21 protein-coding genes and 1 riboswitch are annotated in these 25,744 nt (G+C 75.2%); of the genes, 15 read left to right on the top strand and 6 right to left on the bottom strand.

What is annotated here, in order from left to right:
• Positions 1 to 172 precede the first annotated feature (172 nt).
• Complete coding sequence (locus Q5761_RS06655) at positions 173 to 1,141, top strand: patatin-like phospholipase family protein (protein ID WP_135225557.1); 969 nt, start codon at positions 173 to 175, stop codon at positions 1,139 to 1,141.
• Positions 1,142 to 1,331: 190 nt separating this feature from the next.
• Here Q5761_RS06655 and Q5761_RS06650 read toward each other — a convergent pair whose 3' ends face one another.
• The gene (locus tag Q5761_RS06650) at positions 1,332 to 3,008 is read right to left on the bottom strand and encodes an acyl-CoA synthetase (RefSeq protein ID WP_243123323.1); all 1,677 of its coding nucleotides are present in this window, start codon (positions 3,006 to 3,008) and stop codon (positions 1,332 to 1,334) included.
• 426 nt (positions 3,009 to 3,434) lie between these two features.
• Between Q5761_RS06650 and Q5761_RS06645 the strand changes: the two genes are divergently transcribed.
• Together Q5761_RS06645 and Q5761_RS06640 are read left to right on the top strand one after the other, a co-directional pair.
• On the top strand, positions 3,435 to 4,769 hold the full coding sequence (locus tag Q5761_RS06645) for a Glu/Leu/Phe/Val family dehydrogenase (RefSeq protein WP_135225556.1): 1,335 nt from the start codon (positions 3,435 to 3,437) through the stop codon (positions 4,767 to 4,769).
• 77 nt (positions 4,770 to 4,846) lie between these two features.
• Complete coding sequence (locus tag Q5761_RS06640; protein WP_135225555.1) at positions 4,847 to 5,755, top strand: MurR/RpiR family transcriptional regulator; 909 nt, start codon at positions 4,847 to 4,849, stop codon at positions 5,753 to 5,755.
• Here Q5761_RS06640 and sfsA read toward each other — a convergent pair.
• From sfsA to Q5761_RS06625, 3 genes are all read right to left on the bottom strand, one after another.
• The gene (gene sfsA / locus Q5761_RS06635) at positions 5,683 to 6,621 is read right to left on the bottom strand and encodes a DNA/RNA nuclease SfsA (protein WP_243123321.1); all 939 of its coding nucleotides are present in this window, start codon (positions 6,619 to 6,621) and stop codon (positions 5,683 to 5,685) included. The two genes, Q5761_RS06640 and sfsA, sit on opposite strands and share 73 nt — an antisense overlap.
• Positions 6,618 to 7,793: a biotin--[acetyl-CoA-carboxylase] ligase gene (locus Q5761_RS06630; RefSeq protein WP_135225554.1), complete on the bottom strand. Its 1,176-nt coding sequence runs from the start codon at positions 7,791 to 7,793 to the stop codon at positions 6,618 to 6,620. Before Q5761_RS06630 ends, sfsA begins: the two co-directional genes overlap by 4 nt.
• A 301-nt stretch (positions 7,794 to 8,094) precedes the next feature.
• Positions 8,095 to 8,544 carry a cupredoxin domain-containing protein gene (locus Q5761_RS06625; RefSeq protein WP_318749961.1) on the bottom strand — a complete coding sequence of 150 codons (450 nt, stop codon included), beginning with the start codon at positions 8,542 to 8,544 and terminating at the stop codon, positions 8,095 to 8,097.
• Positions 8,545 to 8,916: 372 nt separating this feature from the next.
• On the opposite strand from Q5761_RS06625, the gene Q5761_RS06620 reads away from it, so the two are divergent.
• Positions 8,917 to 9,840, top strand: coding sequence for a YgjP-like metallopeptidase domain-containing protein (locus tag Q5761_RS06620; protein ID WP_318749960.1), 924 nt, complete (start codon positions 8,917 to 8,919; stop codon positions 9,838 to 9,840).
• Positions 9,841 to 10,148: 308 nt separating this feature from the next.
• Here the strand turns inward: Q5761_RS06620 and Q5761_RS06615 are convergent, their stop codons facing one another.
• Complete coding sequence (locus Q5761_RS06615; RefSeq protein WP_318749959.1) at positions 10,149 to 11,159, bottom strand: DUF1648 domain-containing protein; 1,011 nt, start codon at positions 11,157 to 11,159, stop codon at positions 10,149 to 10,151.
• A 288-nt stretch (positions 11,160 to 11,447) separates the two neighbouring features.
• Between Q5761_RS06615 and Q5761_RS06610 the strand changes: the two genes are divergently transcribed.
• From Q5761_RS06610 to Q5761_RS06570, 9 genes are all read left to right on the top strand, one after another.
• On the top strand, positions 11,448 to 12,359 hold the full coding sequence (locus tag Q5761_RS06610) for an ABC transporter ATP-binding protein (protein WP_135225550.1): 912 nt from the start codon (positions 11,448 to 11,450) through the stop codon (positions 12,357 to 12,359).
• Entirely contained in the window at positions 12,356 to 14,764 is a 2,409-nt protein-coding gene (locus tag Q5761_RS06605; RefSeq protein ID WP_135225549.1) for a hypothetical protein, read from the top strand. The genes Q5761_RS06610 and Q5761_RS06605 overlap by 4 nt, the downstream gene beginning before the upstream one ends.
• Entirely contained in the window at positions 14,761 to 15,480 is a 720-nt protein-coding gene (locus Q5761_RS06600; RefSeq protein ID WP_167758913.1) for a hypothetical protein, read from the top strand. Before Q5761_RS06605 ends, Q5761_RS06600 begins: the two co-directional genes overlap by 4 nt.
• Entirely contained in the window at positions 15,477 to 16,166 is a 690-nt protein-coding gene (locus tag Q5761_RS06595) for an RNA polymerase sigma factor (RefSeq protein WP_167758912.1), read from the top strand. Before Q5761_RS06600 ends, Q5761_RS06595 begins: the two co-directional genes overlap by 4 nt.
• Positions 16,163 to 17,092 (top strand): hypothetical protein, encoded by a 930-nt coding sequence (locus Q5761_RS06590; RefSeq protein ID WP_135225547.1) that lies wholly within the window; start codon positions 16,163 to 16,165, stop codon positions 17,090 to 17,092. The genes Q5761_RS06595 and Q5761_RS06590 overlap by 4 nt, the downstream gene beginning before the upstream one ends.
• Before the next feature lie 93 nt (positions 17,093 to 17,185).
• On the top strand, positions 17,186 to 18,133 hold the full coding sequence (locus Q5761_RS06585; protein ID WP_167758911.1) for an ABC transporter ATP-binding protein: 948 nt from the start codon (positions 17,186 to 17,188) through the stop codon (positions 18,131 to 18,133).
• Between the two features lie 39 nt (positions 18,134 to 18,172).
• A riboswitch (SAM riboswitch) is annotated at positions 18,173 to 18,291 on the top strand.
• A gap of 94 nt (positions 18,292 to 18,385) precedes the next feature.
• On the top strand, positions 18,386 to 19,582 hold the full coding sequence (metX, locus tag Q5761_RS06580; protein WP_135225545.1) for a homoserine O-acetyltransferase MetX: 1,197 nt from the start codon (positions 18,386 to 18,388) through the stop codon (positions 19,580 to 19,582).
• On the top strand, positions 19,579 to 20,688 hold the full coding sequence (locus Q5761_RS06575) for a homoserine dehydrogenase (RefSeq protein WP_135225544.1): 1,110 nt from the start codon (positions 19,579 to 19,581) through the stop codon (positions 20,686 to 20,688). Before metX ends, Q5761_RS06575 begins: the two co-directional genes overlap by 4 nt.
• Positions 20,689 to 20,793: 105 nt before the next feature.
• The gene (locus tag Q5761_RS06570) at positions 20,794 to 21,240 is read left to right on the top strand and encodes a hypothetical protein (RefSeq protein WP_135225543.1); all 447 of its coding nucleotides are present in this window, start codon (positions 20,794 to 20,796) and stop codon (positions 21,238 to 21,240) included.
• 636 nt (positions 21,241 to 21,876) lie between these two features.
• On the opposite strand, the gene Q5761_RS06565 is transcribed toward Q5761_RS06570, so the two are convergent.
• Positions 21,877 to 22,716, bottom strand: coding sequence for a hypothetical protein (locus Q5761_RS06565; RefSeq protein WP_135225542.1), 840 nt, complete (start codon positions 22,714 to 22,716; stop codon positions 21,877 to 21,879).
• An 827-nt stretch (positions 22,717 to 23,543) separates the two neighbouring features.
• Here Q5761_RS06565 and Q5761_RS06560 point away from each other — a divergent pair.
• Both Q5761_RS06560 and Q5761_RS06555 read left to right on the top strand, forming a co-directional pair.
• Positions 23,544 to 24,947 carry a D-alanyl-D-alanine carboxypeptidase family protein gene (locus Q5761_RS06560; RefSeq protein ID WP_318749958.1) on the top strand — a complete coding sequence of 468 codons (1,404 nt, stop codon included), beginning with the start codon at positions 23,544 to 23,546 and terminating at the stop codon, positions 24,945 to 24,947.
• 398 nt (positions 24,948 to 25,345) lie between these two features.
• Positions 25,346 to 25,693, top strand: a complete 348-nt coding sequence (locus Q5761_RS06555) for an alpha/beta-type small acid-soluble spore protein (protein ID WP_135225541.1) — start codon at positions 25,346 to 25,348, stop codon at positions 25,691 to 25,693.
• The last annotated feature ends 51 nt before the right edge of the window (positions 25,694 to 25,744 follow it).

Here is a 25,744-nt window from a genome sequence, read left to right as displayed (position 1 = left end):
GGCCCGAGGCTGGACGGCGCGAGCGCTCCTGCGGTGGCCTGCACCGGTGGGGTCACCGGCTCGGCCGGCTCCGGCATAGGGTGGCCCAGGGGTCCCGCCCCCCGTCGCGGTGCCGCGGTCGCGACGGCGGCGGGACGGGTGGGAGCGCAGCGCGACGCGAGGGGGGTTGCCCGTGAATGCCGATGCCGTCCTCTCCGGGGGCGGGGTGCGGGTCATCGCCCTGGTGGGGGCGTTGGAGGTGGCCGAGGAGCGCGGCTATCGCTGGGTCAACCTGGGCGGGACCTCCGCCGGCGCCATCGTCGCCGCCCTGCGGGCTGCGGGCTACACGCCGGCGGAGATGCGCCAGCTGATGGAGACCGTCGACTTCCGCCGGTTCCGCGACCGGGACGCCCTGGACCGCATCCCGCTGGCCGGCGGCCTGCTGAGCCTGCTCTTGGAGAACGGGATCTACGAGGGCAAGGCGCTGGAGGCGTGGCTGGAGGACCTGCTGGCGCGCAAGGGGGTCCGGGTCTTCCGCGACCTGGAGCTGCCGCCCGCCCTGGCCGGCGAGGACCCGCGCTTCCGCTACCGCCTCCAGGTGGTGGCGGCGGACGTCACCCGCCGGCGCATGGTGGTGCTGCCGCGGGACCTCCCCGCGTACGGGCTCGAGCCCGGCGACTTCCCCGTGGCCCGGGCCGTGCGCATGAGCGCGGCGCTGCCCTACTTCTACGAGCCGGTCCCGCTGGTCTACCCGACGCCGACGGGACCGGCGACCAGCCTGCTGGTGGACGGCGGGCTGGTGGCCAACTTCCCGGTGTGGCTGTTCGACGTGGAGGGCGTGCCGCCCTGGCCGACCTTCGGCTTTCGCCTCGCCGACCCGGTCGACCAGGCCGTGCCCTTCGACGGACCCCTCGGCTACCTGGTGGCGCTGATCAGCACCGCCCTGGAGGCCCGGGAGGAGCTGGCCAACGCCCACACGGCCGCCCGCACCATCGCGGTCCCCACCCTGGGGGTGCGGACCACCGACTTCGAGCTGGACCTGACCACGCGGCGCCGGCTCTACGAGGCCGGCCGGGAGGCGGCCACCCGGTTCTTCCGGCGGTGGGACTTCGGGCGGTACAAGCAGGCGTTCCGGGGCCAGGCCGGGCCGCTGGCCGTCTGAGGGGGACGCCGATGGGCCGAGGCCGGGGGCCGGTTCGTCCGGACGAACCGGCCCCCGGCCCGGGACACGGCATCGGGCGAAGGGCCGCGGCGGCGGGCGCCCACGACCCGCCGCCGCGGCCCCCGGCGACAGCGGTCCCCACGCGGCGTCCTGCCCGGGGAGGGGCGCACAGGGGAGCGGGCCGGCCGCCCTAGCCCTGCGCGCCGGGCTCGTCCGCGGGCTGGCCCGCCCTCGCAGGGCCGCCGGCCGCCGCCTGCGCCTTGCGCCGGCGCTCCCGCTCCCGGAGTTCGACCCGGCGGATCTTGCCGGAGATGGTCTTGGGCAGGTCGGGCACGAACTCGATCTCGCGCGGGTACTTGTAGGGGGCGGTGGCCCGCTTGACGTGCTCCTGCAGCTCGACGGCCAGGGCGTCGCTGGGCTCGTAGCCGGGCGCCAGGACGACGAAGGCCTTGACGATGCTGCCCCGCACGGGATCGGGGCTGGCCACCACGGCCGCCTCGGCCACCGCGGGGTGCTCGACCAGGGCGCTCTCCACCTCGAAGGGGCCGATGCGGTAGCCGGCGCTGATGATCACGTCGTCGGCCCGGCCCACGAACCAGAAGTAGCCGTCCTCGTCGACGATGCCGCGGTCGCCGGTGATGTACCACGGCCCCACGCGCCGCGCCGCGGTGCCCTCGGGGTCCTTCCAGTACTCGCGGAAGAGGCCCACCGGGCGCTCGGGCTCCACCCGGATGGCGATGTCGCCCTCCCGCCCCGGCGGCAGCACCCGACCCTGCTCGTCGACGATGGCCACCTCGGCGTGGGGGGCCGGCGTGCCCATGGAACCCGGCTTGACCGGCAGGCCGGGCCAGTTGGCGACCATGCAGACCGTCTCCGTCTGGCCGTACCCGTCGCGGATGGTGACGCCCGTCGCCTCCCGCCAGGTGTGGATGACCTCGGGGTTCAGGGGTTCGCCGGCGGAGACGCACGAACGCAGGCTCGAGAGGTCGTACCGGTCCAGGGGCTCCAGCACCAGGAGCCGGTAGACGGTGGGCGGCGCGCAGAGGCTGGTGGGCCGGTGCCGCTGGATCAGGGCCAGGGTGCGCTGCGGGTCGAACTTCCCCGGCTTGCGGTCCACCATCACCGCGGCCCCCGCCACCCACGGGCCGCACAGGCTGGACCAGGCCGCCTTGGCCCAACCGGTGTCGGATACGTTCCAGTGCAGATCCCCGGGCTTGAGGTCGCACCACAGCTCGCCCGTCACGCGATGGCCGAGGGGGTAGCTGTGGTCGTGCAGCACCATCTTCGGATACCCGGTCGTGCCCGAGGTGAAGTAGATCAACATGGGATCGTCGGCCCGGGTGACCTCGCCCTCGTCGGCCGGCGCGGCGGCCACCGCCTCCTCGTAGCCGATCCAGCCCGGCCGCGTCCCGCCCACCACGATGCCCACCCGCAGGGACGGGCACTGGTCGCGGACCGCGTCGACGCGGGCGGCCCCCTCGGCGTCGGTGATCACCGCCACCGCCTCGGTACGCTGGATGCGGTAGAGCAGGTCGCGGGCGGTCAGCAGGGTGGTGCCCGGCGCGGGGATGGCGCCCAGGCGGATGAGCCCCAGCATGACCTCCCACCACGCCACCTCCCGGCCGAGCACGACCACCACCCGGTCCCCCCGGCCCACGCCCAGGGACCGTAACAGGCCCGCCACCCGGCGCGAGCGCTGGGCGAAGTGGCGGAAGGTGAAGGGGTGACCGGTGCCGTCGTCGTCGACCCAGAGCATGGCGCGGCGGTCGGCGTCCTGGGCCCAGCGGTCCACGGTGTCGCGGGCGAAGTTGTACCGCTCGGGCACCTCGATGCGCAGGCTCCCCATGGCCGCATCCCCCTCGCGCATGGATTCCGCTCCCTGGTTCGGCGGCCCGGACGCGATCTCCTGGCCGCCGCCGGCGGGCTCGCGGGAGATCGATCCGCCGTCGTGACGGCGATCCTGCAACGACGTATAATGCTGGACGGAAGACTTGCTCCACGTTGCTGCCCGTACGAACCGGTCTGCAGGCCACCGGCATACCGGTGGTGTCGAGGGCAGCGGTTCCCACCACGGCTTGGGCGGGTGGCGGGCCGCAACGGGGGCGCTTCCCGTCGACCGGAGGGCGGCGGGGATGGCGACGGGGTGCGGCGGTGGTCGGGCGCCAGCTGGCTTCGCCCGGGTAGGGCCGGGCGAGGGCGGTCGACGCCGACGGGACCCGTCGCGCAGGCCCGGGCTCCCCGCCGGCGCCCTGGCCGGTCGAGGCCCGACGCCCGCGAGGGGGAACGACGCGCCATGCCGGAGGCGAACCACTCGCCCCTTCGGGCTGCCCAGCGCCAGCTGGCCGCCGTCGTCGACCGGCTGGGACTGGGTCCCGACGTCTACGAGCTGCTCAAGGAGCCGGCCCGCGTGATCGAGGTCTCCATCCCGGTGCGGATGGACAACGGCCGGCTCAAGCTGTTCAAGGGCTACCGCGCCCAGCATTGCGACGTCCTGGGTCCCACCAAGGGAGGCATCCGCTTCCACCCCCGCGTCGACCTGGACGAGATCAAGGCGCTGGCCATCTGGATGACCTGCAAGTGTGCGCTCCTCGGTCTGCCCTATGGCGGTGCCAAGGGGGGCGTGGTCTGCGACCCCCGGGAGCTGTCCCGCCGCGAGCTGGAGGAACTCAGCCGCGGCTACATCCGGGCGCTGGCCGGGTTCATCGGGCCGGACCGCGACATCCCGGCGCCGGACGTCAACACGTCCGACCAGGTCATGGGCTGGATGCTGGACGAGTTCTCCCGCCTCACCGGCCATCCGAACCCGGCGGTGATCACCGGCAAGCCCGTGGTGCTGGGCGGCTCCCGCGGGCGCGGGGAGGCCACGGGCCGGGGCGTGGTCATCGTCATCCGCGAGGCTGCGCGCGTCCTGGGGCTGGACATGCACCGCATGACCGCCGCCATCCAGGGGTTCGGCAAGGTGGGCAGCTGGGTGGCCCGCCACCTGCACCGCGCCGGCACGCGCGTGGTGGCGGTGGTGGACGCCTATGGCGGCGTGTACAACCCCGACGGGCTCGACGTCGAGGCCCTGTTCGCCTACGGACGCCAGAACGGCACGGTGCGCGGCTTCCCGGGCGGCCAGCCCATCGACAACGAGGCCCTCTTCCGCCTGCCGGTGGACGTGCTGGTCCCCGCGGCCCTGGAGAACGTGATCACCGAGGAGAACGCGCCCCACATCCGGGCCCGCATCGTGGCGGAGGGCGCCAACGGCCCCACCACCCCGGAAGCCGACGAGATCCTCTACCGGCGCGGCGTGTTCGTCCTGCCCGACATCCTGGCCAACGCCGGCGGCGTGACGGTCTCGTACTTCGAATGGGTCCAGAACCTGATGCAGTACTACTGGTCGGAGGAACAGGTGGTCCGCCAGCTGGAGCGGCTGATGGTGGGCGCGTTCAAGGCGGTGTACCGCTGCCACGTGGAGGAGTCGGTGCCGATGCGGCTGGCCGCCTACATGGTGGCCGTCGACCGGTTGGCCGAGGCGATGATCGCCCGCGGCTGGGTTCCCGCCACCGACTACCACCACGTGCCGCAGCCGGAGCCGGCGGAGGCCGCCGTCGACGTCTTCGGCGAGCCGGCGGCGTCGGTGTAAGGTCGGGGGAGGGGACGGACGGGAATCGGGCGGGGCCGGCCCGCTCCGGGCCGGCCCCGCCGCGTTGGGAGGCGGTCATGGCAAGCTTTGCCGAACGGCTGCGCAAGCAGGCTGGCCGGTTGAGCCGAGCCCAGCGCCAGCTGGCCGAGTTCATCCTGCAGAACGAGCCCCGGGCGGCCTTCATGACGGCGGCGCGGCTGGGGGCGGCCGTGGGCGTCAGCGAGTCCACGGTGGTGCGGTTCGCCATCGCCCTGGGCTACAGTGGCTACCCCGAGCTGCAGCGGGACCTGCAGGAGGAGCTGCGGGCCCGCCTCTCGGCCGCCGATCGCCTCGTGCTGGCGGAGGAACGCGGCGAACGGGCCGAGACCATCCTCGACACCGTGTTGCGCACCGACATGGAGAACATCCGGGCGGCCCTGGCCTCCCTGCCGCGGGACCGCTTCGGCGAGGCGGTGACCGCGCTGCAGGGGGCCCGGACGATCTACGTGGTCGGCCACCGCAGCGCCGCCGCCCTGGCCCACTACCTGGGCTACTACCTGCAGCTGATGCTGCGCAACGCCCGCACCCTCACCCAGGCGGGCACGGTGCTGGAGGAGCTGATGGCCGTCGGACCCGAGGACGTGGTGGTGGGCATCACCTTCCCGCGGTACGCCCGGGCGACGGCCGACGCCTTCCGCCTGGCGGCCCGGCGGGGTGCCCGCACCATCCTGATCACCGACAGCGTGGTCTCGCCGCTGGTGGAAGACGCCCGCATCGTCCTCCCCGCGCGGTCGGAGTCGCCGTCCTTCGCCGACTCGCTGGTGGCGCCCCTGAGCCTGATCAACGCCCTGATCACGGCGGTGGCCCTGGCCCAGCCCGACCGGGTCCGGGCGGCCTTGCGGGAACTCGAGGACATCTGGGACCGTCAGGGCACCTATCTCAAGGAGGAACGCCGCTCCGACCGCATCGCCGCACCGGGCGACGCCGAGGGCGAGGGGTCGCCCTGAACGACCGGCGCGGTGAGCACCGGGATGGCGTCGAGCACCGCGATGGCCGCCGGGGTCACGCGGCAGCGGTAGGCGTAGGCCTCGACGCCGGCCGCCCGGGCCCGGGCCAGGGCGGCGGCGAAGGCCGGATCGGCCGTGGAGTGGGGGGCGAGGCGCACCGCGTCGTCCCGCTGGACGAACCAGACCACCGCCGCCCGCCAGCCCTGGCGGACGGCGGCCGCCATCGCGTCGAGGTGCCGGCTGCCGCGGGCGGTGGGTGCGTCGGGGAAGAGGGCGGTGCCGCCCTCCACCAGGTTGCAGGACTTGGTCTCCACCAGGCAGGGCGGGGCGGGCGGGTCCGCGTCCTCGAGGCGGAAGTCCAGGCGGCCGCGGCCCCAGGGGACCTCCGCCTGCCAACGGCGGTAGGCGGCGAAGGGCGGCAGGGCGCGGGCGCGCAGGGCCGCGAGGAAGAGCCGGTTCGGCATGCGGGCGTCCACGGAGACCCAGCGGCCGCGGTAGGCGACGAGGAGGAGCTCGCCGGCCGTGCGCCGGTGCGGGTCGCCGGCCGCCAGCCGGGCGAGGCCGCGGGTGCCCGGTGCGAGCAGTTCGGCCATGCGGCCCGAATTGGGCAGGTGCAGGCGCAGCGGCCGGTCCCGGTCCGCGCCGTCGCGGCCCCCCACCGCCTCGGAGGCGGCCGGCGCGCCGGTCCCGCCGGCCGGCGGGACCGGCGCGGGAGCGCGGTCGGGCACCTCCGCCTCCGGCAGGGCGGCGACGGCGAAGCGGTTCAGCCGGCCGAGGACGATCACCGGCACCAGCGGCTGGGGCCAGGCCACCGTCACCGGCGCCGGGGGCGACGATGCCGACACCCCCGGCTGCCCGCCGGTCACGGCGCCCCGTCCCCCCGCGGCGCACCCGGCGAGGTCGCGGTGCTGCCGCCCGCGCCCTCCGCGGGCCGCACGCCCGCGGCCTCCGCCGGCCGCACGCCCGCCTCCGCGGGCCGCGCGCCCGCCTCCACGGGCCGCACGCCTGCGGCCTCCGCGGGCCGCAGGCGCTGGACGTCCCCCGCCAGCACCCGCCGACGCCGGCCGTCGGCCTGCTCGACCACCAGGGCGCCGTCGGCGGCGACGTCCAGGGCGATGCCCACCACCTCGCCGGTCGGCAGCGTGACGCGGACGGGCTCGCCGAGCCAGGCGGCCCGGGCGCGCCAGGCGGCCAGCACGGGCTCGGCCCCCTCCTGGTGCAGCTGCCCGTACCGCGCTTCGAGGCGCTCGAGGATGGCCTCGGCCAGGTCGTTGCGGCTGACGGGTCGCGGCGCCTCCCGGGCGAGCCACGTGAGACGGCCCTCCAGCTCGGCGGGCACGGGCTCCCCCTCGACGTCCAGGTTGACGCCGATGCCCGCCACCACGTACTCCGCCCCGTCGGGGTGGGCGACGCTCTCCAGCAGGATGCCCGCGACCTTGCGGTTGTCGATCAGCACGTCGTTGGGCCACTTCAGGGCCACCGGGCGCTCCGCCTGGCCTTCCACGGCCTCGGCGACGGCAGCGGCCGCGGCGAGGGTGAGCAGGGACAGTCGCTCCGGGGGCAGGGTCGGCCGCAGGATCACCGACATCCACAGCCCGCCCAGCGGGCTCCACCACCACCGGCGCAACCGGCCGCGCCCGGCCCGCTGGCGCCCGGCCAGGACCACCGTGCCCTCCGCGGCGCCCGCCTCCGCCAGGCGGCGGGCCACGTCGTTGGTCGACCCGACCTCCTCCAGCCAGTGGACGGTGTGCCCGAGGCGGCAGCCCAGGCGCCGGGCCTCCAGCAGCTCCGGGACGAACCGGTGGGCCGTCATCCGCGACGCGGCCTGGGGATCGAGGGTGTAGCCCCGATGGGGCCGGGCGGCGATGGGCCAACCCAGCCGGCGCAGGGCCTCGATGTGCTTCCAGAGCGCGGTGCGGGTCACCCCCAGGGATTCCGCCAGGGCCGCGCCGGAGACGGGCCGGCCGCCGGCGGCCAGCAGGGCGGCCAGGACGCGGGTGCGGGCCCGGGCCTGGGACAGGGGCTCGGCAGCGTGCATGGGCGTTCCTCCCGGGAACACCATACCACGCTGCGGCGTCGCCTGGCTCGTCCCCGCCGCCTGCGCAAGGGGCCGGCCATGGCGACGCTCCGCGCAGCCCCGCCCCCTCCGGCGCGCCCGCGGGTCCTCGCCGCGGGGCCCGGCCGCTGCGGGACGACCATCCCCGGGCCTCCTTCGGACCTCGCTCCCCGCCCGGCCCGCCACGTACCGCTTCCCGGGTCGCAGCACCGCCGCGTCGGCGGCCTCCCGCGGCCGGGTCCGCCGGCCCGGCGAGGCGCCGGCCGGCCCGGGGCGCCCGTTCTCACCGCGTCCCCTCGACGGGGTGCACCACCAGCACGCCGCGCATCCCCTTCTCGTAGTGGCCGGGCATGTGGCAGGCGAGCTCGAACCGGCCTGGACGGTCGGCGTTGAAGATCAGGCGCACGCGGGTGCCGGGCCGCAGCCCCGCCACCTCGAGGCCGTAGCCCGCGATCTCCAGCTCGTGCTCCTCCCGACCGGCGTTGATGAGGGTCAGGCGCAAGCGCGTGCCCTGCCGGGCCTCGATGACCGCCGGCTCGTAGGCGTATTCGGTCAGGCGGATGACGCGATCGGCCACGGGTCGGCCGGACATCGCGGCGACGCCCGCCACGGCTCCTCGCTCCCCCCGCTCCGCAGGGCGGGCGCGCAGTCCCAGGGCGCCGGCCAGCAGGGCGGCCGAGACCAGCAGGGCGAGGACCGAGCGGGCGGCCGCACCGGGGGACCCCTCGGACACGGTGGCACCTCCCGGGGACGGACGGCGGGCGGCTCCACGACCGTCGACCGCGATTTCCCCGGCGCTCCCCGCCCGCCCCATCCCGCGACCAATGTATGCCACCGCCGTCCCGTCCCATGCGCCGGGTCCGGGGGCGTCGGCTCCCGCGAGCCGACGCCCCCGGACCCGCGTCGTTCGTCCGCACCGGCGGCTGCGGCGTCCTCCCGGGCCCGCGGGCCCCCCGGGCAGCCGGTTGTCCACAAGGAGGGGAGAGGCAGGGCGCGAACCAGGGGACCGAGGCGATGGCCGACGGCGCCGCCGCCTGCCCGGGCGGGGTGCCCGCGGGCCGGGTGGGGCGCCCCGCCCGGCCCGGGCAAGGGGGCGATCCAGGGGATGGAGGCTTCCCAGCGGGACCGACGGTGCGGTGGCAGGCCCCGGCGGGAGGGCGACGGGCCGCCGGGGGAGGGCGACGGGCTGCGGCGGCAGGGGGTCGACCCGCTCCCGCCCTACACGGTGCGGGTCAGTGCCCGGGCCCGACGGGTGCGCCTGGTGATGTCCCCCGCCGAGGGCCTGGTGGTCGTGGTGCCGCGAGGCTTTGCCCTGCCGCGGATCCCCCAGGTGGTGGCCGAGCATGCGGCCTGGATCCGGCGGGCGCGGCGTCGGCTCGAGCAGCAGGCGCGGCGCGCCGGGGCCCTGCCCGACACGGCCCTCGACGCGGACGACGGCCTGCCGCGCTGGCTGCTGCTGCGAGCCCTGGGCGAGGCTTGGGCGGTGGGCGTGGACGCCGCCCGCGGACGGCCGGCCGCGACGGACGGGCTCGCCGACGCCCGGTCGGTGCCGGCCGGCCTGACGCTGGCCGGCCAGGTCTGGATCCCGGCACCCCTGGTGCGCCGGGGGCCGGTGGGGTGGGCCCCGTTCCTGCGGCGCTGGCTGGCCGGTCGGGCGCGGGCGGGCCTCCTGCCCTGGCTGGAGCGGCTGGCGCGGGAACGCGGGTTCCGGCTGGCCGGTTCGTCCGTCGGATGTCCCAAGACCCGGTGGGGGAGCTGCTCGGCCGCGGGCCACGTGCGGCTCAGCCTCAAGCTGCTGTTCCTGCCGCCGGAGCTGGTGGAGCACGTGCTGATCCACGAACTCTGCCACACGGTGCACCTCCACCACGGACCGGCCTTCTGGCGGCTGGTCCACCGCCACGACCCCCGGGCCGCCGAGCACCGGCGCCGACTGCGCGGCGCGTGGAGCTACGTGCCCGGGTGGCTGCGGCCCGCCCGGTCCATCGGGCCCTCGGCGGCCGACCGGGGAATGGGGCGACCTCTCCCCTAGGCGTGGCCGCGGCCGCGGGACGGGCGCGCCGGCAGGGCGCCGCCCTGCGCCATGGGCCGGCCCGGGGGAGGCGGTGGATCGATCCGCCGCGCAGCACCAGGGCATGGATCCGTCCGAGGGCACCCAGCGGTGGCTCAGCCGGCGGGCGCCCCGTCTCCCTGGGGGACGTGCGCGGGGAACGGGATGACCCGGCGAGGGGATGCGTCCCGGTGCTGGACCCGTCGTCGGAATGGCGGCCGGCCGCCGCTTCAGGCAAGCCTCGCGGGGGCAGCTGGTGGCGTGCACTCCAGCCTCCGCGGGCCGGGATGTCACTGCCTCTGGACCCGCTTGGTCACGGCGTAGGAGACGGCCGCCGAGACGGCTACGACCGCCGCCACGATGACGATGAGGGCCACCAGCGGGTTCCAGCCGGCCACTCCCATGGCTGCGAGCAGCACCCCGCCGGCCACCCACACCAGGGAGCTCAACCGGTGCGTCTCCGCCCACACCCGCCTGTCGGAGAGCGTCCTCGACGTGCGGATCCCGATCCACGGGTTCGGCGGAACGAAGGGCATGGTAAGGCCCACCAGCACCATCATCGTGCCGACGGCCAGGGCGGTGGATCGGTCGGGTGCCCATCCCCACTCCTGCACGATCCAGATGGGAGCCCACGAGGCCAGCGCCAGCAGGGCCAGGAGCACCAAGCTCCAGAACAGGGTCTGGCGTCCTCGACGGGGCTGGCCTACCGCCGGGGATCGACGCCCGGCGGTCCCCGAAGTTCCGCCCTTGCCCCCGGTGCCCTGCCCGTAGCCGGGTTCCGGACCCGACAGGCCGTAGGCCAGACCGACCGCCAGCATGAAGGGCGGCAAGATCAACGCGACTGGCAGGAGCCAATCGGCCAGCCTCGCTTGGCGTCCAAGGCCGATGAGCACCGTCTCCAGCGCGAGGAAGCCGAGGAGTACGACCACGAAGGCCTTCATACCCCGCAACATGCCGCGTATCGACGTGGCCACGCGCTGCGCATTGGTTTCCGTGATCTCCCCAGGCCAGTTGATGGTTCCGCGGGGTACCAGGAGGATGAGCAGCGTCATCCCGACCCAGATGGCCAGCTGGACGCCCACCAGGAGGAACAGCGAGCGACGCGGGCCGTAGGCGTCGGGTTCGCCGCCGAGGCCGAAGTGGGTGGGGATCTGGTCGGGTAGGTGGGACCACGCCACCAGAACAACGGCCCAGGTGGCCGCCATCGCCAGAAAGGCTAACCCCTCCAGCAACCACTCCCACGGGCCCGGGGGCTTCCTGAAGGCCTCCTTGAGGAGTTGGGCTTGGGACTTTGGGTCCACGGGACCGATCCCCTCCCATGGGGGTTCCCTCACCCAGCGTCCGGCTTCGTGCGACGGGTTCCGTGAAAGCCAGCGAACCCCATGGACAACGTAACATGGGCAATCCAACAGCGAAATCGTAGATCACGCCGCGTCGTCCCCCCCATTCCCGGTCGGACGCGCCGTTCTCCCACCGCGGTGCCGACCCCCGGGGCCCTGCCCCCTTGTCTCGTTTGAACCGATGGGTGCCCCGTCTCGTCCTTGGAACGGTCCGATGATTCGGCAGGTGCGGCGGAGGGAGGTGCGTCCATGGCCGGTGAGCCAGGGACTGGAGGCGTCGTGGTCGAGGCGAGAGGGCTGGCGAAACGCTTCGGCCGGGTCACCGCGCTGGAGAAGGTGGACCTCACCATCGGGCCGGGGATCTTCGGCCTGCTGGGACCCAACGGGGCCGGGAAGACCACCCTGCTGCGCATCCTGGCCACGGTGCTCGATCCCAGCGAGGGCACCCTCGCCATCGCCGGTCACCGCCTGCCCCGTGGAAAGGAGGCCGTACGCCGGCTCCTGGGGTACGTCCCCCAGGAGTTCGCCGTCTATCGCCGGTTGACGGGACGGGAGTTCCTGGACTACGTGGCCCTCTTGCGCGGCCTCGAGGATCCTGCGGTGCGGCGGCGGCGCGTCCAGGAGGTGCTGGAACGGGTCAACCTGCTGGACGCGGCCCACCGCCTCTGCGGCACCTATTCCGGCGGCATGCGCCGGCGCCTGGCCGTCGCCCAGGCGTTGCTGGCCGACCCTCCCTTCCTCGTGGTGGACGAACCGACGGCCGGCCTCGATCCGGAGGAACACCTGCGGTTCCTGGACCTGCTGGCGGAGCTCGGCCGGACCCGGACCATCGTGTTCTCCACCCACGTGGTGGCCGACGTGGCCGCCACCTGCAGCCGGCTGGCGGTGCTGAGGGAGGGCCGGCTCCTGTTTGCCGGCTCCGCCGCGGAGCTGGTGTCCCGGGTGCGGGGCCGCGTATGGGAAGTCCGGGCGTCGGAGACGGAGCTGCAGCGGCTTCCGGGCGAGATGGCGGTGGTCAAGGTCCGGCCCGCGGGCGCAGGCGTGGCCGCCCGGGTGGTGGCCGGACAGAATCCCGGCGGCCTTGGCGTTCCCGCCGAACCGACGCTGGAGGACGCCTACGTGGGGCTGGTGTCCGGTGTCTTGGCGGAGGGTGAGGGATGAGGGGATCCGCAGCGGCGCCGACGATCCATCCGGGCGGCCGACGCTGGCGCCGCTTCCTGGCTCTGGCGGGGAAGGAGCTCTGCCTCTGGTTGCGCAGCGGCGGCTTCTGGCTGGCGCTGGCCGCCATGCATCTCTGGGGGTTGCCCTTGAGAGCGCCCGTCCCGCCGATCCTGACCAGCCAGGACGTGTCCTGGCAACTGCTGAGGGACGGCCTGTCCTTTGGCGGCCTCATCGTCCTCTTCGCCTCCGCGGCGGCCATGGGGCGTGACCGGGGATCCCAGGATAGGGAGTGGGTGGACAGTCTGCCCGTCTCCAACGCGGAGTGGGTGACGGCCCGTTGGCTGGGTGGCCTTCTCGCCTGGGGTCTGGCCGGCCTGGAGCTCTTCGTGGTGGCGACGCTCTTCCAGGCGGCGCAGGGAGACGCCCCGGTGCAGGCCGCGATATTGGCCACCTTTTACGGGGGCCACTTCCTGCCGGGCGTCAGCCTGCTCCACACCCTCGGTACCCTGCTGGGCGCCTTGCCCCTGTCCTCCCTGCTGACCTATGGACTCGTGCCCGTTCTGTGGGCGTTGACGGCCATGCCCACATCGCCGGTGACGTCGTACCTGCCGGCCGCGGCGGCGGCCCTGCCGGCGGGCGTACCCCCGCGAGGGATCTTCCTGCAGCCGTCGGCGGTCAGCGGGCTCTATCCCTACGAGCCGCTGAACTTCTGGCGCCGCTTCGTCCAGTTGGATCTCGCCGTGCTGGGGCTCGTGCTGGCCGCCCTGACCTACCACCCGCGCCGGGAGGCGGGGACTGCCGGCTTGCCGCGCCGCCGGTGGATGCTGGCCGGAGCCGCGGGTCTGCTTCTCCTGGCTGCGGGCCTCGCGGGCCGCGCGTATCTGGACTGGCAACAGGTGATCGGGCCAGGCTTCCGGAACGTGCCGCAGCCCGCCCAGGCTCAGGCAGCCGGGGGTCAACAGGGAGCGCCCGCCGCGGACCGTGCCCCCGTGGTGGCGGAGCACCTCACGCTCCAGGTCCAGCTGGAGGAGGACCGCTCCCGCTACCGGGCGCAGGCCGACGTGCTCGTCCGCAATGTTGGCGCGGCACCGCTCCGGTCCATCCCGGTCCACCTCGGACCGACCTGCGTCGTGGAAGGAGCGGCGCCCAGGGCCACGTCCCCGGATCCGGTTCGCCCCCTGGCCGGCAGCCGAACGGAGCTCATCCCGCCGGCTCCCCTGGCCCCGGGCGAGACCTTCGGCGGCCGGGTCCGCTACACCTGTCACTACCGGCCGGACCGCCCATGGCGGCTCACCCCAGGCGGCCCGCCGGTCCTGGAGCACCTCTACTACCCGGATCTCGCCGCTCCGCCCGACGGCACCCGGTGGGACGTGACGGTCACCATGCCTGCCGGCTTCACGGTGATCGGCAACGTGCCGTCCGTCGCGGAGGCGGTGGCTCCCGGCGGGCGCCGGAAGGTGCAGCTGGCAGGTCGGGCAGGGGAATTGCGGATCTTCGGGGCGACCTATGTCCGCAGGAAGCACGGCTCCTTCCAAGGTTACGCCCACCCGTACCACGTCCGCGCGCTGGACCCGCTGCTGGAGGCGGTCGCCCAGCGCGTCGACCACCATCGCCGTTGGCTCGGTCCCCCGCGGTGGCACCCCGATCTCACACCCCGGCCGGTGGTGGTGGAGGTGCCCGAGCCCTTCGTGGTGCCCGGTGTGCTGGTCGTCCGGGAGCACGAGCTGTTGTCGTTCGCGTCGGCGGATCGGGGGACGGACGATCCTGGCCGCCAGCGGCTGGCCGACGCCCTAGCCTTGGCCCTTAGGTGGGGAGGCGACGGCCAGCTGGGTGCCGCCCCGCTGGCGGAATCGGTCCGGGTGGTCTCGGGTCCAGGCGGCCGTACGCGGGTGGTCTTCACGTCGGTGGAGCTGGGGACGGTCCAGTTCCTCAACGTCCGGTATCACATGGTCCAGGCTCGAGACCCCCGTGCCATCCGGGCCAAGGCGTTGGCCTTGGTGCAGGAGGCGGCGGAGGGGACGCCGCGGTCCGGGCCGTTCCCCGATGTGCGAGACCGCGTGCGGCAGGGTCTGGACGTGGTGGATCCGGTGGCTGCGACCGTGTTCCTCACCCTGGACGAGGTCGCCGCCCGCGTGGGCGAAGACGCGGCGCGCCGGATCGTGGGGGCGGTCCATCGCCACTTCGTCGAGGCCGGTCTGGCCGCCCTGCGGACGGTGCGGGAGCCCGCCGGGCCCGAGGCCGATCCGGGACCTGCGCTGGCGAATGCGTTGCAGAGCCGGATCGAGCGCTTCCTGCAGGCCGTGGAGGCGTTGCCGGGGGCCGAGGCCATCACCGCCAAGGCACGGGAACGCTTGAGCCGGAGCGTCGCACCCGGTCGGCTCCATGGGGAGGAGGAGCGGCGGTGATCGGTTCGCGAAGTCCTTCGCGGCCCTACCGCCGCCGCTGGTTCTACGAACTGCGGGTGGCCGTGGACCGGGATGTGCCGGTGCTCGTCGTCCTGAGCTGGGCCACCTGGACGGCGGTCCTCGCCTGGCGGGAGCGCAACGGGCCGTTGACGGCCCCTTTCGTCCTGGGTGGGATGGAACTCGTTCTCCCGCTGCTGGGCGCCGCCATCACGGCGACGGTGACCGGCCGCGACTGGGAGGAGGGCACCATCCCGTGGCGGCTCTCGCTGCCCGGGGGCGCCACGCGGCTGCTGCTCGTGCGCACGATCACGGCCGGTGTCGTCTGGCTGGTGGCGGTGGGGGCCTGGGCGGCAACGGCCGCCGCGACTTGGCACCCGGCCCACCCGGCGGCGGTCGCGCCGGCGGGGATTCGCTGGCAAGCGTCGGACGTGCTGGTGCTGCTGGTGCCACCGGCCCTGTGGCTGGCCGCGCTGAGCCTGGCGGGGACGTTGCTGGGACGGGCGAGCCTATGGGGGATCATGGCGGCCAGCGCCTTCTGGCTTGCCGACCTGGCCTCCAGCGGCACGCTGGTCGACCCGCTGAGCGTCCTGTACCTGCGTGCGGGACCGCTGGCGCTGGACTACGCGGCCAACCGCCGATGGCTGGTCGGGGGTGCCGTGGCGGTGGCGGTCCTTACCTCGCTGGGCTTCCGCAGAGAGGAGCGCTGGCTGCGGTGACGCGAGAAGCGCAGCCCACGGACGGGGAGCTCTGGCGGCAACTGCAGGAAGGGAGCCAAAGCTCGCTGGAGGCGCTGGTCCGCCGCTATCACGGGCCGCTCTGGGCCTACGCCTGGCGGTGCACCCGGGACTACCACGCCGCCCAGGACCTGGTGCAGGAGACCTTCGTGACGCTCCTGGAGAAGGGGCATACGGTGCAGCAGCCCGGTGCGCTGAAGCAGTGGCTCTTCCGCGTGCTGACCCGGCGCATCCTCGATTGGCAAAAGGCCGCCTGCCGGCGGGAGGTGGCGGGGGGCGACACCGGCATCCCGTCGGCCGAGTCCGAGGCGCCGCGGGGACGGGTCATCTCCCTCGCCGAGGTCCTGGAGGGCAAGGAACAGCGCCAGCGGGTCTGGGTGGCACTCCAAGAGCTGCCGCCCGCCCAGCGCGCCGTGATCGTCCTGCGCTTCTACCATGACCTGTCGCTGCCGGAGATCGCGGACATCCTGGGTACGCCGGTGGGCACCGTCAAGTCGCGGCTGCACTACGGCCTGCGGGCCCTGCACGCCCGGCTGCAGGGAGCCGCCCCGGCCGGCCGGCCCGATCGACCCCACCGGAGGCCGTCGGAGACGGGCGGGCGAGGCCGAGCGGCGGGAGATGGCCGGCGCTCCCGGACCGGTTGGCGCGAGGGGGTCGGGCCGCGATGAGCGACCGGCTGCGGGATCGGACCGTCGATGGCGAGCAGATCCGGCGCCTGCGGGACGCCATCGTCGCAGAGCTGGGCGACGTCCCCGGGGGGTTGTCCCCGGAGCAGCTGGAGACCGTGCTGGCCTGGCTGGCGCAGGACGCGGTCCCCCATCCCACGCCGGCCATGACGGAGCGGCTGCTGGACAGCCTTCGCCCCGTCCTGGCCCACGGGGACCGCCCGCGCTTCCGCCGGCGCCTGGTGGCCACCGGTGGCTCGGGCATGCCCGGCGCGATGGGCCTCTTGGCCGTCCTGCGCCCGCAGGTCACGTTGCTGGGGCGGTCCTTCTGGCTCGGCTCGGCCGCCCTCGCGGCCACCTTGCTGCTGGTGGCCGCGGCGCGCCAGTCCGTGCCGTTCTTCCTCTGGGTGGCACCCCTGCTGGCCGTGGGCGGGGTGGCGGTGGCGTTCCGGGGGTCGGGCACCGGCCTGGGGGAGGCGGAACGGGCCTGTCCCGTGGATCCGCTGGCCTTGGCGTTGGGCCGGTTCGTCCTGGTGACCCTCTACGACGCGATCCTCCTGGCGCTGGCGACCCTGGCGTTGCACCTGGGGGGACCGGCCGCTGCCGGTGGCGTCCACATCGCGGCCCTGCTGTTGGCCTGGCTGGCCCCGTTCCTGTTCCTGGGCACGGTGGCCTTCGTCCTGTCCCTGCGCTGGGGCGGGGTGACCGGCCCGGCGGCGGCCATGACCCTCTGGGCCGCGATGGTCTGGCGGCAGCTGGCGCCGCCGGGCGCGGGGAGCGGGCTGGTGTGGGCCCTGGCGGCGCCGCCGGGAACGGGCGCCTGGTGGCAGGGCAAGGTCCTGCTGCTGGCCGTCACGGCGGTCGTCTGGGCGTTCCTTTGGGTGCGGACGGGGGCGCGTCCTGCCACCACCCCCGCGCCAAGGGACTGACGGTGTCCACTCCCGCCCAACCGGGCTGAAGGATCGCCATCGCCGACGGAAAGGCATCGGGGCTGGTGGCCCCCGACCCGGGAGCTGGGTGGCGTGTACCTGGAAGCGATCCGGCTGGAGAAGCGCTACGGATGGCGGCCGGTGCTGCGGAACGTCAGCCTGGGCGCAGGCCCCGGCATCCTGGCCGTGGTGGGGCCCAACGGCGCGGGCAAGACCACCCTGCTGCGCGTCCTCGCGGGCGTCCTTCCGCCCTCCCGCGGCTGCGTGCGCTGGCAGGGGCGGGAGATCGCGGACGACCCTGCTGCCTACCGGTGGCAGATGGGGTACAAGCCCCAGGACCTGAGCGTGTATCCCGGCCAGACGGTGGCGGCGGCCCTGCGCTACCTCGCCCGGCTCAAGGGGATCCCGGACGCCCTGGTGGACGAGCGGGTCACCGAAGTGGCCGAGGAGTGGGGTCTGGCCTCCGTCGCCTCCCGTCCGCTGGCGACCCTCTCCCGCGGCTGGCGCCAGCGCTTCTTCCTGGCCCAGGCGCTGCTCGCCGACCCCGACATCCTGATCCTGGACGAACCGGCGGTGGCCCTCGACGAATGCGGCCGCCAGCAGCTGTTTCGCCGCCTCCGCCTGCTGGCGCGGGAGCGGGTCGTGATCGTGGGCGGGCACGGGTTGCGGGAGCTGACGGAGGTCGCCGACCGCGTGCTGGTCTTGAAGCGGGGCACCGTGCGGTTCCTGGGGACGCCGAGTCAACTGGCGGCCTGGGCGGCGGGCTGGGTCTGGGAGCTCTGCCTGCCCCCCGGCGATCCCGCCCTCGAGCGGTTGCGCCGCCGGTTCGTCGTGACCGGCCGGCGGGACGAACCGGCCCGGGCCGGCCAGGGTCGCCTGCAGGTGTTGCGGCTCCTGGCCCGGCGACGTCCCCATCCCGCGGCGGCACCGGTGGAGCCGGGGCCGGTGGAGGGGTACCTCCGCTGCATTGCGGACGAACCGGATCGGCCCGGGGTGCCGAGGAGGCTCCAGGTGATTGACCCGCCCGGGCGCCCGTGGTAGCATCACTTTCAACAGTCATGACAACCGAGCGCGTCTGCTCTCTTATCCAGAGTGGCGGAGGGACTGGCCCAATGAAGCCCGGCAACCGCCGGCCGTGCCTTGGCGGCCGGTAAGGTGCCAATTCCTGCAGGATCCGCACGGGTCCTGAGAGATGAGAGGGCGCCGGAGATCCTTTCGGCCCTTCCCTCTCGGGAGGGGTATTTGTTATCCGGAACCCCTTCAGGGAGCGGGCGCGGGAGGGAGGGGGACGCGGTGATTCCCTGTCGCGGCCGATTGGAGGTGGGTCCGCTGCCGCTGGAACAGGGCGGCAGCCTGCCCCGGGTCGAGCTGGCCTTCGAGACCTGGGGCCGGTGGGATCCCCAGCGGAAGAACGCCATCCTCGTCTGTCACGCCCTCACCGGGGACGCCCACGTCGCCGCCCACGACCCGCAGGATCGACCGGGGTGGTGGGAGGCGGCCGTGGGACCCGGACGCCCCATCGACACCCGTCGCTGGTTCGTCCTCTGCAGCAACGTCCTCGGCAGCTGCTACGGCTCGACGGGCCCGAGCAGCCCGGTGGACCCGAAGGTGCCGGAGGCGCGCTGGGGCGGTCGCTTCCCGACCGTCACGGTGCGGGACATGGTCCACGCCCAGCGCCGGCTGCTGGATGCCCTGGGCATCGATCGCCTGGCCCTGGTGGTCGGCGGTTCGCTGGGGGGCATGCAGGCCCTGGAGTGGGCGGTTTCGTACCCGGACCGGGTCGACGCCGTGGCCGTGCTGGCGGCACCGCCCGCCTCGTCGCCCCACGCCATCGCCTGGAACGAGGCGCAGCGCCAGGCGATCTTCGCCGATCCCGCGTGGCAGGGCGGCGACTACCCGCCCGAGCGGCCGCCCCGGCGCGGGCTGGCCCTGGCCCGGATGATCGCCATGGCCACCTATCGGGGCCGGGACGAGTGGGCGGCCCGCTTCGGCCGCGACGCGGTGCCGCCGGACGACGACCCGGTGGCGGCGCGGATCGGCCTCTACGCCACCGCGCCCCGCAACGAGGCGGAGCGCTTCCGCTTCCAGATCGAGAGCTACCTGCACTACCAGGGGGAGAAGCTGGTGCGCCGGTTCGACGCCGCCAGCTACGTGACGTTGACCCGGGCCATGGACCTGCACGACGTGGGCCGCGACCGCGGGGGGCTGGACCAGGCCGTGGCCCGCGTGCGGGGACGCGTCTACGTGCTCAGCATCGCCTCGGACCTGCTGTACCCGGTGGAGGAGCAGCGCCGGCTGGTGCGCGCGCTGCGGCGGGCCGGCAAGGACGTCACCTGGCACGTGTGGCGGGCGCCCTGGGGCCACGACAGCTTCCTGGTGGACGCCGCGGGCGTCGCCCAGCGGGTCATGGACTGGTTGGACGAACCCGGCCAGGACGCCGCCGGTCTCGAAGAGGGGGCGGCCGTGGCCGTGGGGGAGGGGCGCCCGTGAAGGGACCGACGGTGGCCCTGCTGGGGCTGGGGACGGTCGGGAGCGCCGTGGCGCGGCGGCTGCTCAGCCCACCCCCGTGGCTGGTGGCGCGCCTCGGCGGCGTGCCGCGGCTGAAGTGGGTGCTGGTCCGCCACCCGGAGAAGCCGCGAGCGATCCGGGTCGACCGCTCCCTGCTGACCACCGATCCCGAGCGGGTGCTGCGCGATCCCGAGGTGGACGTGGTCATCGAGCTGATCGGCGGGGTCGAGCCGGCCCGCCGGTACGTGAGCCGCGCCCTGGAGGCCGGCCGCCCGGTGATCACGGCCAACAAGGCGCTGCTGGCCGAATCCCTGGCGGAGCTGGCCGCCCTGGCCCGGCGCCGAGGGGTGGAGCTGGCCTTCGAGGGCGCCGTGGCCGGGGGCGTGCCCATCATCCGCCCGCTGCTGCGGTGCCTGGCGGCCAACCGCGTACGGCGCCTGCGGGCGGTGCTCAACGGGACCTGCAACTACGTGCTGACCCGGGTGGCGCAGGGGGCCACCCTGGAGGCGGCGGTGCGGGCGGCCCAGGAGGCGGGCTATGCCGAGGCGGACCCGAGCGACGACCTGTCCGGCCGCGACGCGGCCCGCAAGCTGGCGATCCTGGCGATGCTGGTGACGGGCGAAGCCGTGGACTGGAACCGCGTCCGCCGCACCGGCCTGGACGATCCGGCCTTCCGGCGGGCCCTGGAGGCGACGGCGTCCGGCGCCCAGAGTCGGTCCCGTTGGCGGTTGGTCGCCACCGCCGACTGGCGGGGAGCGGTGCCGAGCCTCACCGTCCAACCGGAGCTGCTGCCCCCCGACGACCCGCTGCTGCAGGCCGCCGGGGTCGAGAACATGATCCTGATCGAAGCGGATCCCGTGGGCACGGTCCGATTCGCCGGCCCGGGGGCCGGCGGCGACGCCACCGCCAGCGCCGTGCTGGCCGACCTCATCGCCGTCTGGCGGGGCGACCGCCTACCCTTGCCCGACCTGAATCGGGGCGCGCTGGACCGCGTGGGGATCGCGGCCGCGCCCGAGGGGCCGCCGGTAGCGGCTGCGGCGGGCGAGGGGCACGGCGCGGTGGCAGGATCCCGCGGCGGCAGCGGTTAAACTGAAGGTGACGGACGGGTGCGGGACGGGTGGCGCCGGTCGGGCGGCGGGGCGGCCGGCGCGGTGCCGTCCGCGATCCGCCGGGTTGCGCCAGGGGGGAGCGCCATGGGCCCCAGGCATCTCGCCCAGTGCTATCGGTGCCGTCGCACCTTCGAGGCCGAGCACCGGGGGGCCCGGTACTGCCCGGAGTGCGAGCGGGAGCAGCGGCGCCGCTTTCGGGTGCTGCCGGGCGGCCGCGATCCTCGATACGGCCGGCTGGTGATCGAGCCGCGACCTGCGAGCCGGGGCACGGCCGGGAGGCGGTCGACGCGGGGTCCCGTCTGGCTGCGGGCCGGTGGGCGGCGCGGCGCATGGCCGTGGGGCGGGCGGTGGGGCCGCGACTGGCGCTGGCGGCGCTGGCACCAGCCGCTGCGGCTGCTGGCCGTGGTCGCCGCCGCCAGCGCCGCCCGCGTCGTCTGGGATCAGATGGCCGCCGGCCCGGCGCCCGTGGAGTGGCTGGTCTACCTGGTGGGCGCGGCATGGATCTGGAACCGCCGTGACGAGGCCGCCTGACGATAGCCCCGGCCGCCGGGGGCTGCAGCCGCGTCGGGGCGAGCGCCGCGCATCCGGGGGCAGGCGGGCGGGTCGTGCATCGGCGGGTCGGTGGGTGGGCTCGGCGGGTCCGTGCTCCCGGGCCCATCCCGCCGATGGGTGGCGGTCGGTTCGCCGCCGCCGCGGGGGCGGGGCGCTGTGGGGGGAGGAGGGGCGCCATGGCGGACCCGGACGCCGCCGGCGGCGGGTCCCGGTTCCTCGGTGACCTCCTGGTGTGGGCGAAGGCGGCTTGGCAGCACCCAACCGGCTTGGCAGTGCCCGACCGGCTTTCCAGCGCCCAACCGGCCTTGGCAGCGCCTAACCAGCGGCGGGCGCGATGGTGGTTGAGGCGGCCCCGGGGGCGGCCGTGCATCGCCTTGCCCGAGGCTGGTGCGGCCAAGGGGCGGGCTAGGCCTTGCCGGGGGAGGGGCCTTGACGGGGGCGGGCGCCGCCGCGGGTCGGTCGAGGCCTTATCCTAGGCCTTGTCGGGGGATGGGCGCCGCCCATGGCCGATCGGGGCGTGGCCCGGGATCGGGGCCTTGCCTGGGATCGGTATGCTGCAGTGGAGGGGCGGGCTGGACCTTGCCCGGGAGCAGCCTGGCACGGCCGAGGGGCCGGTTAGCGCCCGGCGGATCCCCCGCCGCCCTCGGCGCCGGGGCGCGCCGGGCGTCGGCGCTGGACCGGGTGGGGGCGGCCGTCGCCGGAGCCCCGGGGGCCGCCGCCGGAGCCGGGTTCCACCTCGACCGTCAATCCCACCTGGCGCAGCTTCTCCGCCAGCTCGCGCCGCGTTCCGCGCAGGCGGATGCGCTGGGGCGCCAGGGCGCGCAACAGGCCGACGGCCAGGTCCTCCCGCTCCAGCTGGACGCGGGGATCCAGGTGGCCCTGCAGGAACTCGCGGTACAGGGGCGGGCCGTCGGGCTCGCGGATCACCAGCCGCGCACCGACGCCCTCGACCCACAGCTCCCGCGGCCCTTCGCCCGGGCGCAGGGCGCCCAGGTATTGACGCAACGCCCGCTCCAGCCACAGCTGTTGCAGGCCCGTCCGCGCCAGTTCGGCCACCAACGCGCGCAGGAACCGCTCCCCCCGGAAGCGCAGCCAGCCCAGGATGCTGAGCCGGCGGTGTTGCACCAGTTCGGGCAACAGCAGGGCCGCCGTGCCGCGGGCCAGGGGCGGCTGCTCCAGCAGGGGCAGGCTCTGCCGCCACACCGTCAGGCGATCGTCCGGGTCGACGGTGCCGTAGCGCGCGTCCAGGTGCTCCAGGAGCATCTCCGGGAGCAACACCGTGTGGAGGAACCGGGACGCCGCCTGGGCCGCCGGATGGGGCACGAAGTCCGTCAGGAACACCCAGCGCTGGCGGGAACGGAACACCGTGTAGACCAGACGCTCCTGATCCAGCACGCGTTGGAACTCCGTGGGATGGGTCTCGACCGAGATGGCCAGCTGTCCCTGCCCGCCCATGGGGCCAACCTCCCGCGACGGGACCCGGACCCCTGGCGGCGTCATGGGGTCCGAGGCCGCGGCCCGAACCCCGCCGGCGTGGGGGATCCGGGGTCGGCGCCCGGACCCGTGGCAGGCGGGACGGGATCCGGGCCGGTTATCCCTTAGTCTATGCGGGCCGGCCCGTCGCTTCCTGCCAGCCCCTGGCGAAGCCGGACGAATCGCTAGCCGCCGGGTCCCGTGGCTGCCACCCGGGCGTCCGGCCCGGGAGCCCGCCCCGGGAGCCCGCCCGCGCCGGAGGACCGGCGTTGCCCGAGCCCCCGCCATCGGTCCCTCTCCTCGCGCCGCTGCCTCGGGGTACCTCGAGCGCCCCCACGGGATCTCGAGCACGCCATCGCCCCGCGGCGGGCGGGGGCGCGCGCTGCGCCGGCGGGTCCGGCGCGCCGGCGCTCGCCACGTCGATGGTGCCGTTGCGCAGCAGGAACCCGCGGCCCGTCCGCCCAACCATCCCGCGGATGGGCCGCCCCATGGGGCGCCCGGTGCCGGGTTCGCCGAAGCGTGTCGAAGGATGCGCCGGAGCGCGGCGAAGGGTGGGCCGGATCACGACGGCTCGCCGGGCAGCGGATGGGCGCGATTCGCCGAAGGAGGTGTCGTGGGAGGTGCCGGGTCGAAGCCACCGGCGCCGGCGGATCCCGATCGGGGGGAGGGCCGGGATCCGCCCGCGCCGGTCGTCGGGTGCGGGCAGGGGCGGGCGCCGCGCGACCTGGACGGGTTCCGGTCGCAGCCGCGGCGCAGGACGGGAGGGGGACCCCGGGAAGGGACCGTGGCGGCTGGGGGTGTGGGCCCTGGTGGTCGCGCTGGCGCTGGCGCCCTTGGTCGCGGCGTTGCCGGGGGGTACCCCGGTGGCGCAGGGGGCTGGGGCGCCGGGCCGCGGTCAAGCTGGGGCCGCGGCGGCGGCCGCGGCGACGGTCCAGGGGACCGAAGCGGGCGGCTCGACCGGCCGTGCGGAGACGGCGGCGGCGCCATCGTCCGCCGTCCCCGCGCCCCCGCCCCAGGACGCGCGGGCGGCGATCCTGGTCGACGGGGCGACGGGACAGGTTCTCTACGCGCGGAACGCCGACGTGGCGATGCCCATGGCCAGCACGACGAAGATCATGACCGCGCTGCTGGCCATCGAGCGGGGCGACCTCGAGCAGGAGATCGTCACGGGGGAGCGCGCCTTCGGGGTCGAGGGCTCGAGCCTGTACCTGGCCCTGGGGGAGCGCCGCACGCTGGAGGAGCTGCTCTACGGGCTGATGCTGCGTTCGGCCAACGACGCCGCCGTCGCCATCGCCGAGGGCCTGGCGGGGTCGGTGGAGACGTTCGTCGGGTGGATGAACCAGCGGGCGTGGGATCTGGGGCTTCGGCACACCCGCTTCGCCGACCCCCACGGCCTGTCCAGCCGTGATCACTACACGTCGGCCCGGGATCTGGCCACCCTGGCCCGCGTGGCCATGGCCAACCCCACCTTCCGCCGGATCGTCGGCACCCGCGAGTACCGCATGCCCTGGCCGGAGAAGCGGGCCGAGCGCGTGCTGCAGAACCACAATCGCTTCCTCTGGCGCTACGAGGGCGCCACCGGGGTCAAGAACGGCTACACCCGCGCAGCCCGCGGCGCCCTGGTGGCCTCGGCGCGGCGGGACGGCGTCGAGCTGATCGGCGTGCTCCTGGGCGCCCACCCGACCGGCATGTACCGCGACATGGCCCGCCTGATGGACTGGGGCTTCGCCCACTTCGAGCCGCTCCAGCTGGTCCGGGGTGGGGAGACGGTGGGCAGCGTCCCGGTGGACGGCGGCCGGCGGGACCGGGTGCCCGTGGTGGCTGCCTACGGATCGCGGTGGCTGGTGCCGCGGGACGAACCGGCTCCGGCGGTGGAGCGTGCGGTGCAGCTCGCGGAGCCCCTGCGAGCGCCGCTGGCGGCGGGGACGCGGGTGGGCACGCTAGTGGTGCGGGTGGACGATCAGGTGGTGGACCGCATCCCACTGCTCAGCGGCGCCTCCGTCGCCGCCGCTCCCGCCTGGGCGGCGGCGCGGCACGCGCTGGCGGGGTGGGCGGAACCGGCGCTCCTGGCCGTGGCGGCGGTGCTGGGGCTCTTGGTCGGCGTGCGCTGGCGCCGGCACGTGATGGCGCGACGTCGCTGGCGCCGGCGGGTGGCCGCCTTCGACCCGATGATGTGGTATGCCTTCCGTCCCCGCGACCCAGGGGCGGACTAGAAGGGCTGGCGGAGGCCGGGCGCGCACGGCGCGCGACGCGAACCGGCGCTGCGCCGCGGCGAAGGACGGGCTGCGGACGGGCCGGGCGGTGGTCTCCCCGCGCGACGGCGAGCCGGGCGGGGCGAGGGTGGGGCCGGGTGAGTCGAGGCGGGGAGAGGGTGGCACCGCGGCGCGCGTCGCGGGGAGAGGGCGCCGCCACCGCGCGCGACGGCAGCGAACGGGCGCGAGGGGACGACGAGTAGGGGCGGCCGGCCCGAGGGGAGTGGGGGGGCGGCGACGCCCAGGCCGGCCGCCCCGCCCAACGGCACCAGATATCGCGGGCATCGCCGCGCCGAGGGCTCCCAAACTAGGGATGGCCCGTCTTTCGCGGCCGAAACCGATGCCGAGGTGGTGCCCGCATGGCCAGACGACGTGGCGCCGGCCGCCTGGTGGTCCCCGGGGCCGAGCCCGGTCTGGACCGCTTGAAGTTGGAGGTCGCCCAGGAGCTCGGGCTGGTGCCGGCGGGGGCGATCTCGCCCCGCGCCTACGACGAGGCCCTGGACCGGCAGAAGTGGGAGGTGGCCGAGGAGCTCGGCCTGGCCGACCGCATCCGCCGGGTGGGCTGGGGCGAGATGACGACCCGGGATTGTGGCGCCATCGGCGGCCGCCTGGGCGGCCGCTTGGGCGGCCAGATGGTCCGCCGGATGATCGCCCTGGCCGAGCAGCAGCTGGCGGGCGACCTCCCCACGGCCGGTCCCCGCTGGTAGGTCGGCACCCCAGTCGGTAGGCGGTACAATGGGAGAAAGACGGGGTCGGGG

The sequence above is a fragment of the Thermaerobacter composti genome (genome assembly GCF_033582035.1).
GTDB classification, from domain to species: Bacteria; Bacillota; Sulfobacillia; order Thermaerobacterales; family Thermaerobacteraceae; genus Thermaerobacter; species Thermaerobacter composti.
This window is presented reverse-complemented; position numbering and strand designations above follow the sequence as displayed.

Coding starts and splice junctions, on each gene's coding strand:
- Q5761_RS06605 (WP_135225549.1), top strand. CDS start 12,356: ATGAGGGGATCCGCAGCGGCGCCGACGATCCATCCGGGCGGCCGACGC.
- Q5761_RS06610 (WP_135225550.1), top strand. CDS start 11,448: ATGGCCGGTGAGCCAGGGACTGGAGGCGTCGTGGTCGAGGCGAGAGGG.
- Q5761_RS06620 (WP_318749960.1), top strand. CDS start 8,917: ATGGAGGCTTCCCAGCGGGACCGACGGTGCGGTGGCAGGCCCCGGCGG.
- Q5761_RS06640 (WP_135225555.1), top strand. CDS start 4,847: ATGGCAAGCTTTGCCGAACGGCTGCGCAAGCAGGCTGGCCGGTTGAGC.
- Q5761_RS06645 (WP_135225556.1), top strand. CDS start 3,435: ATGCCGGAGGCGAACCACTCGCCCCTTCGGGCTGCCCAGCGCCAGCTG.
- Q5761_RS06565 (WP_135225542.1), bottom strand. CDS start 22,716: ATGGGCGGGCAGGGACAGCTGGCCATCTCGGTCGAGACCCATCCCACG.
- Q5761_RS06555 (WP_135225541.1), top strand. CDS start 25,346: ATGGCCAGACGACGTGGCGCCGGCCGCCTGGTGGTCCCCGGGGCCGAG.
- Q5761_RS06590 (WP_135225547.1), top strand. CDS start 16,163: ATGAGCGACCGGCTGCGGGATCGGACCGTCGATGGCGAGCAGATCCGG.
- Q5761_RS06650 (WP_243123323.1), bottom strand. CDS start 3,008: ATGCGCGAGGGGGATGCGGCCATGGGGAGCCTGCGCATCGAGGTGCCC.
- Q5761_RS06630 (WP_135225554.1), bottom strand. CDS start 7,793: ATGCACGCTGCCGAGCCCCTGTCCCAGGCCCGGGCCCGCACCCGCGTC.
- Q5761_RS06570 (WP_135225543.1), top strand. CDS start 20,794: ATGGGCCCCAGGCATCTCGCCCAGTGCTATCGGTGCCGTCGCACCTTC.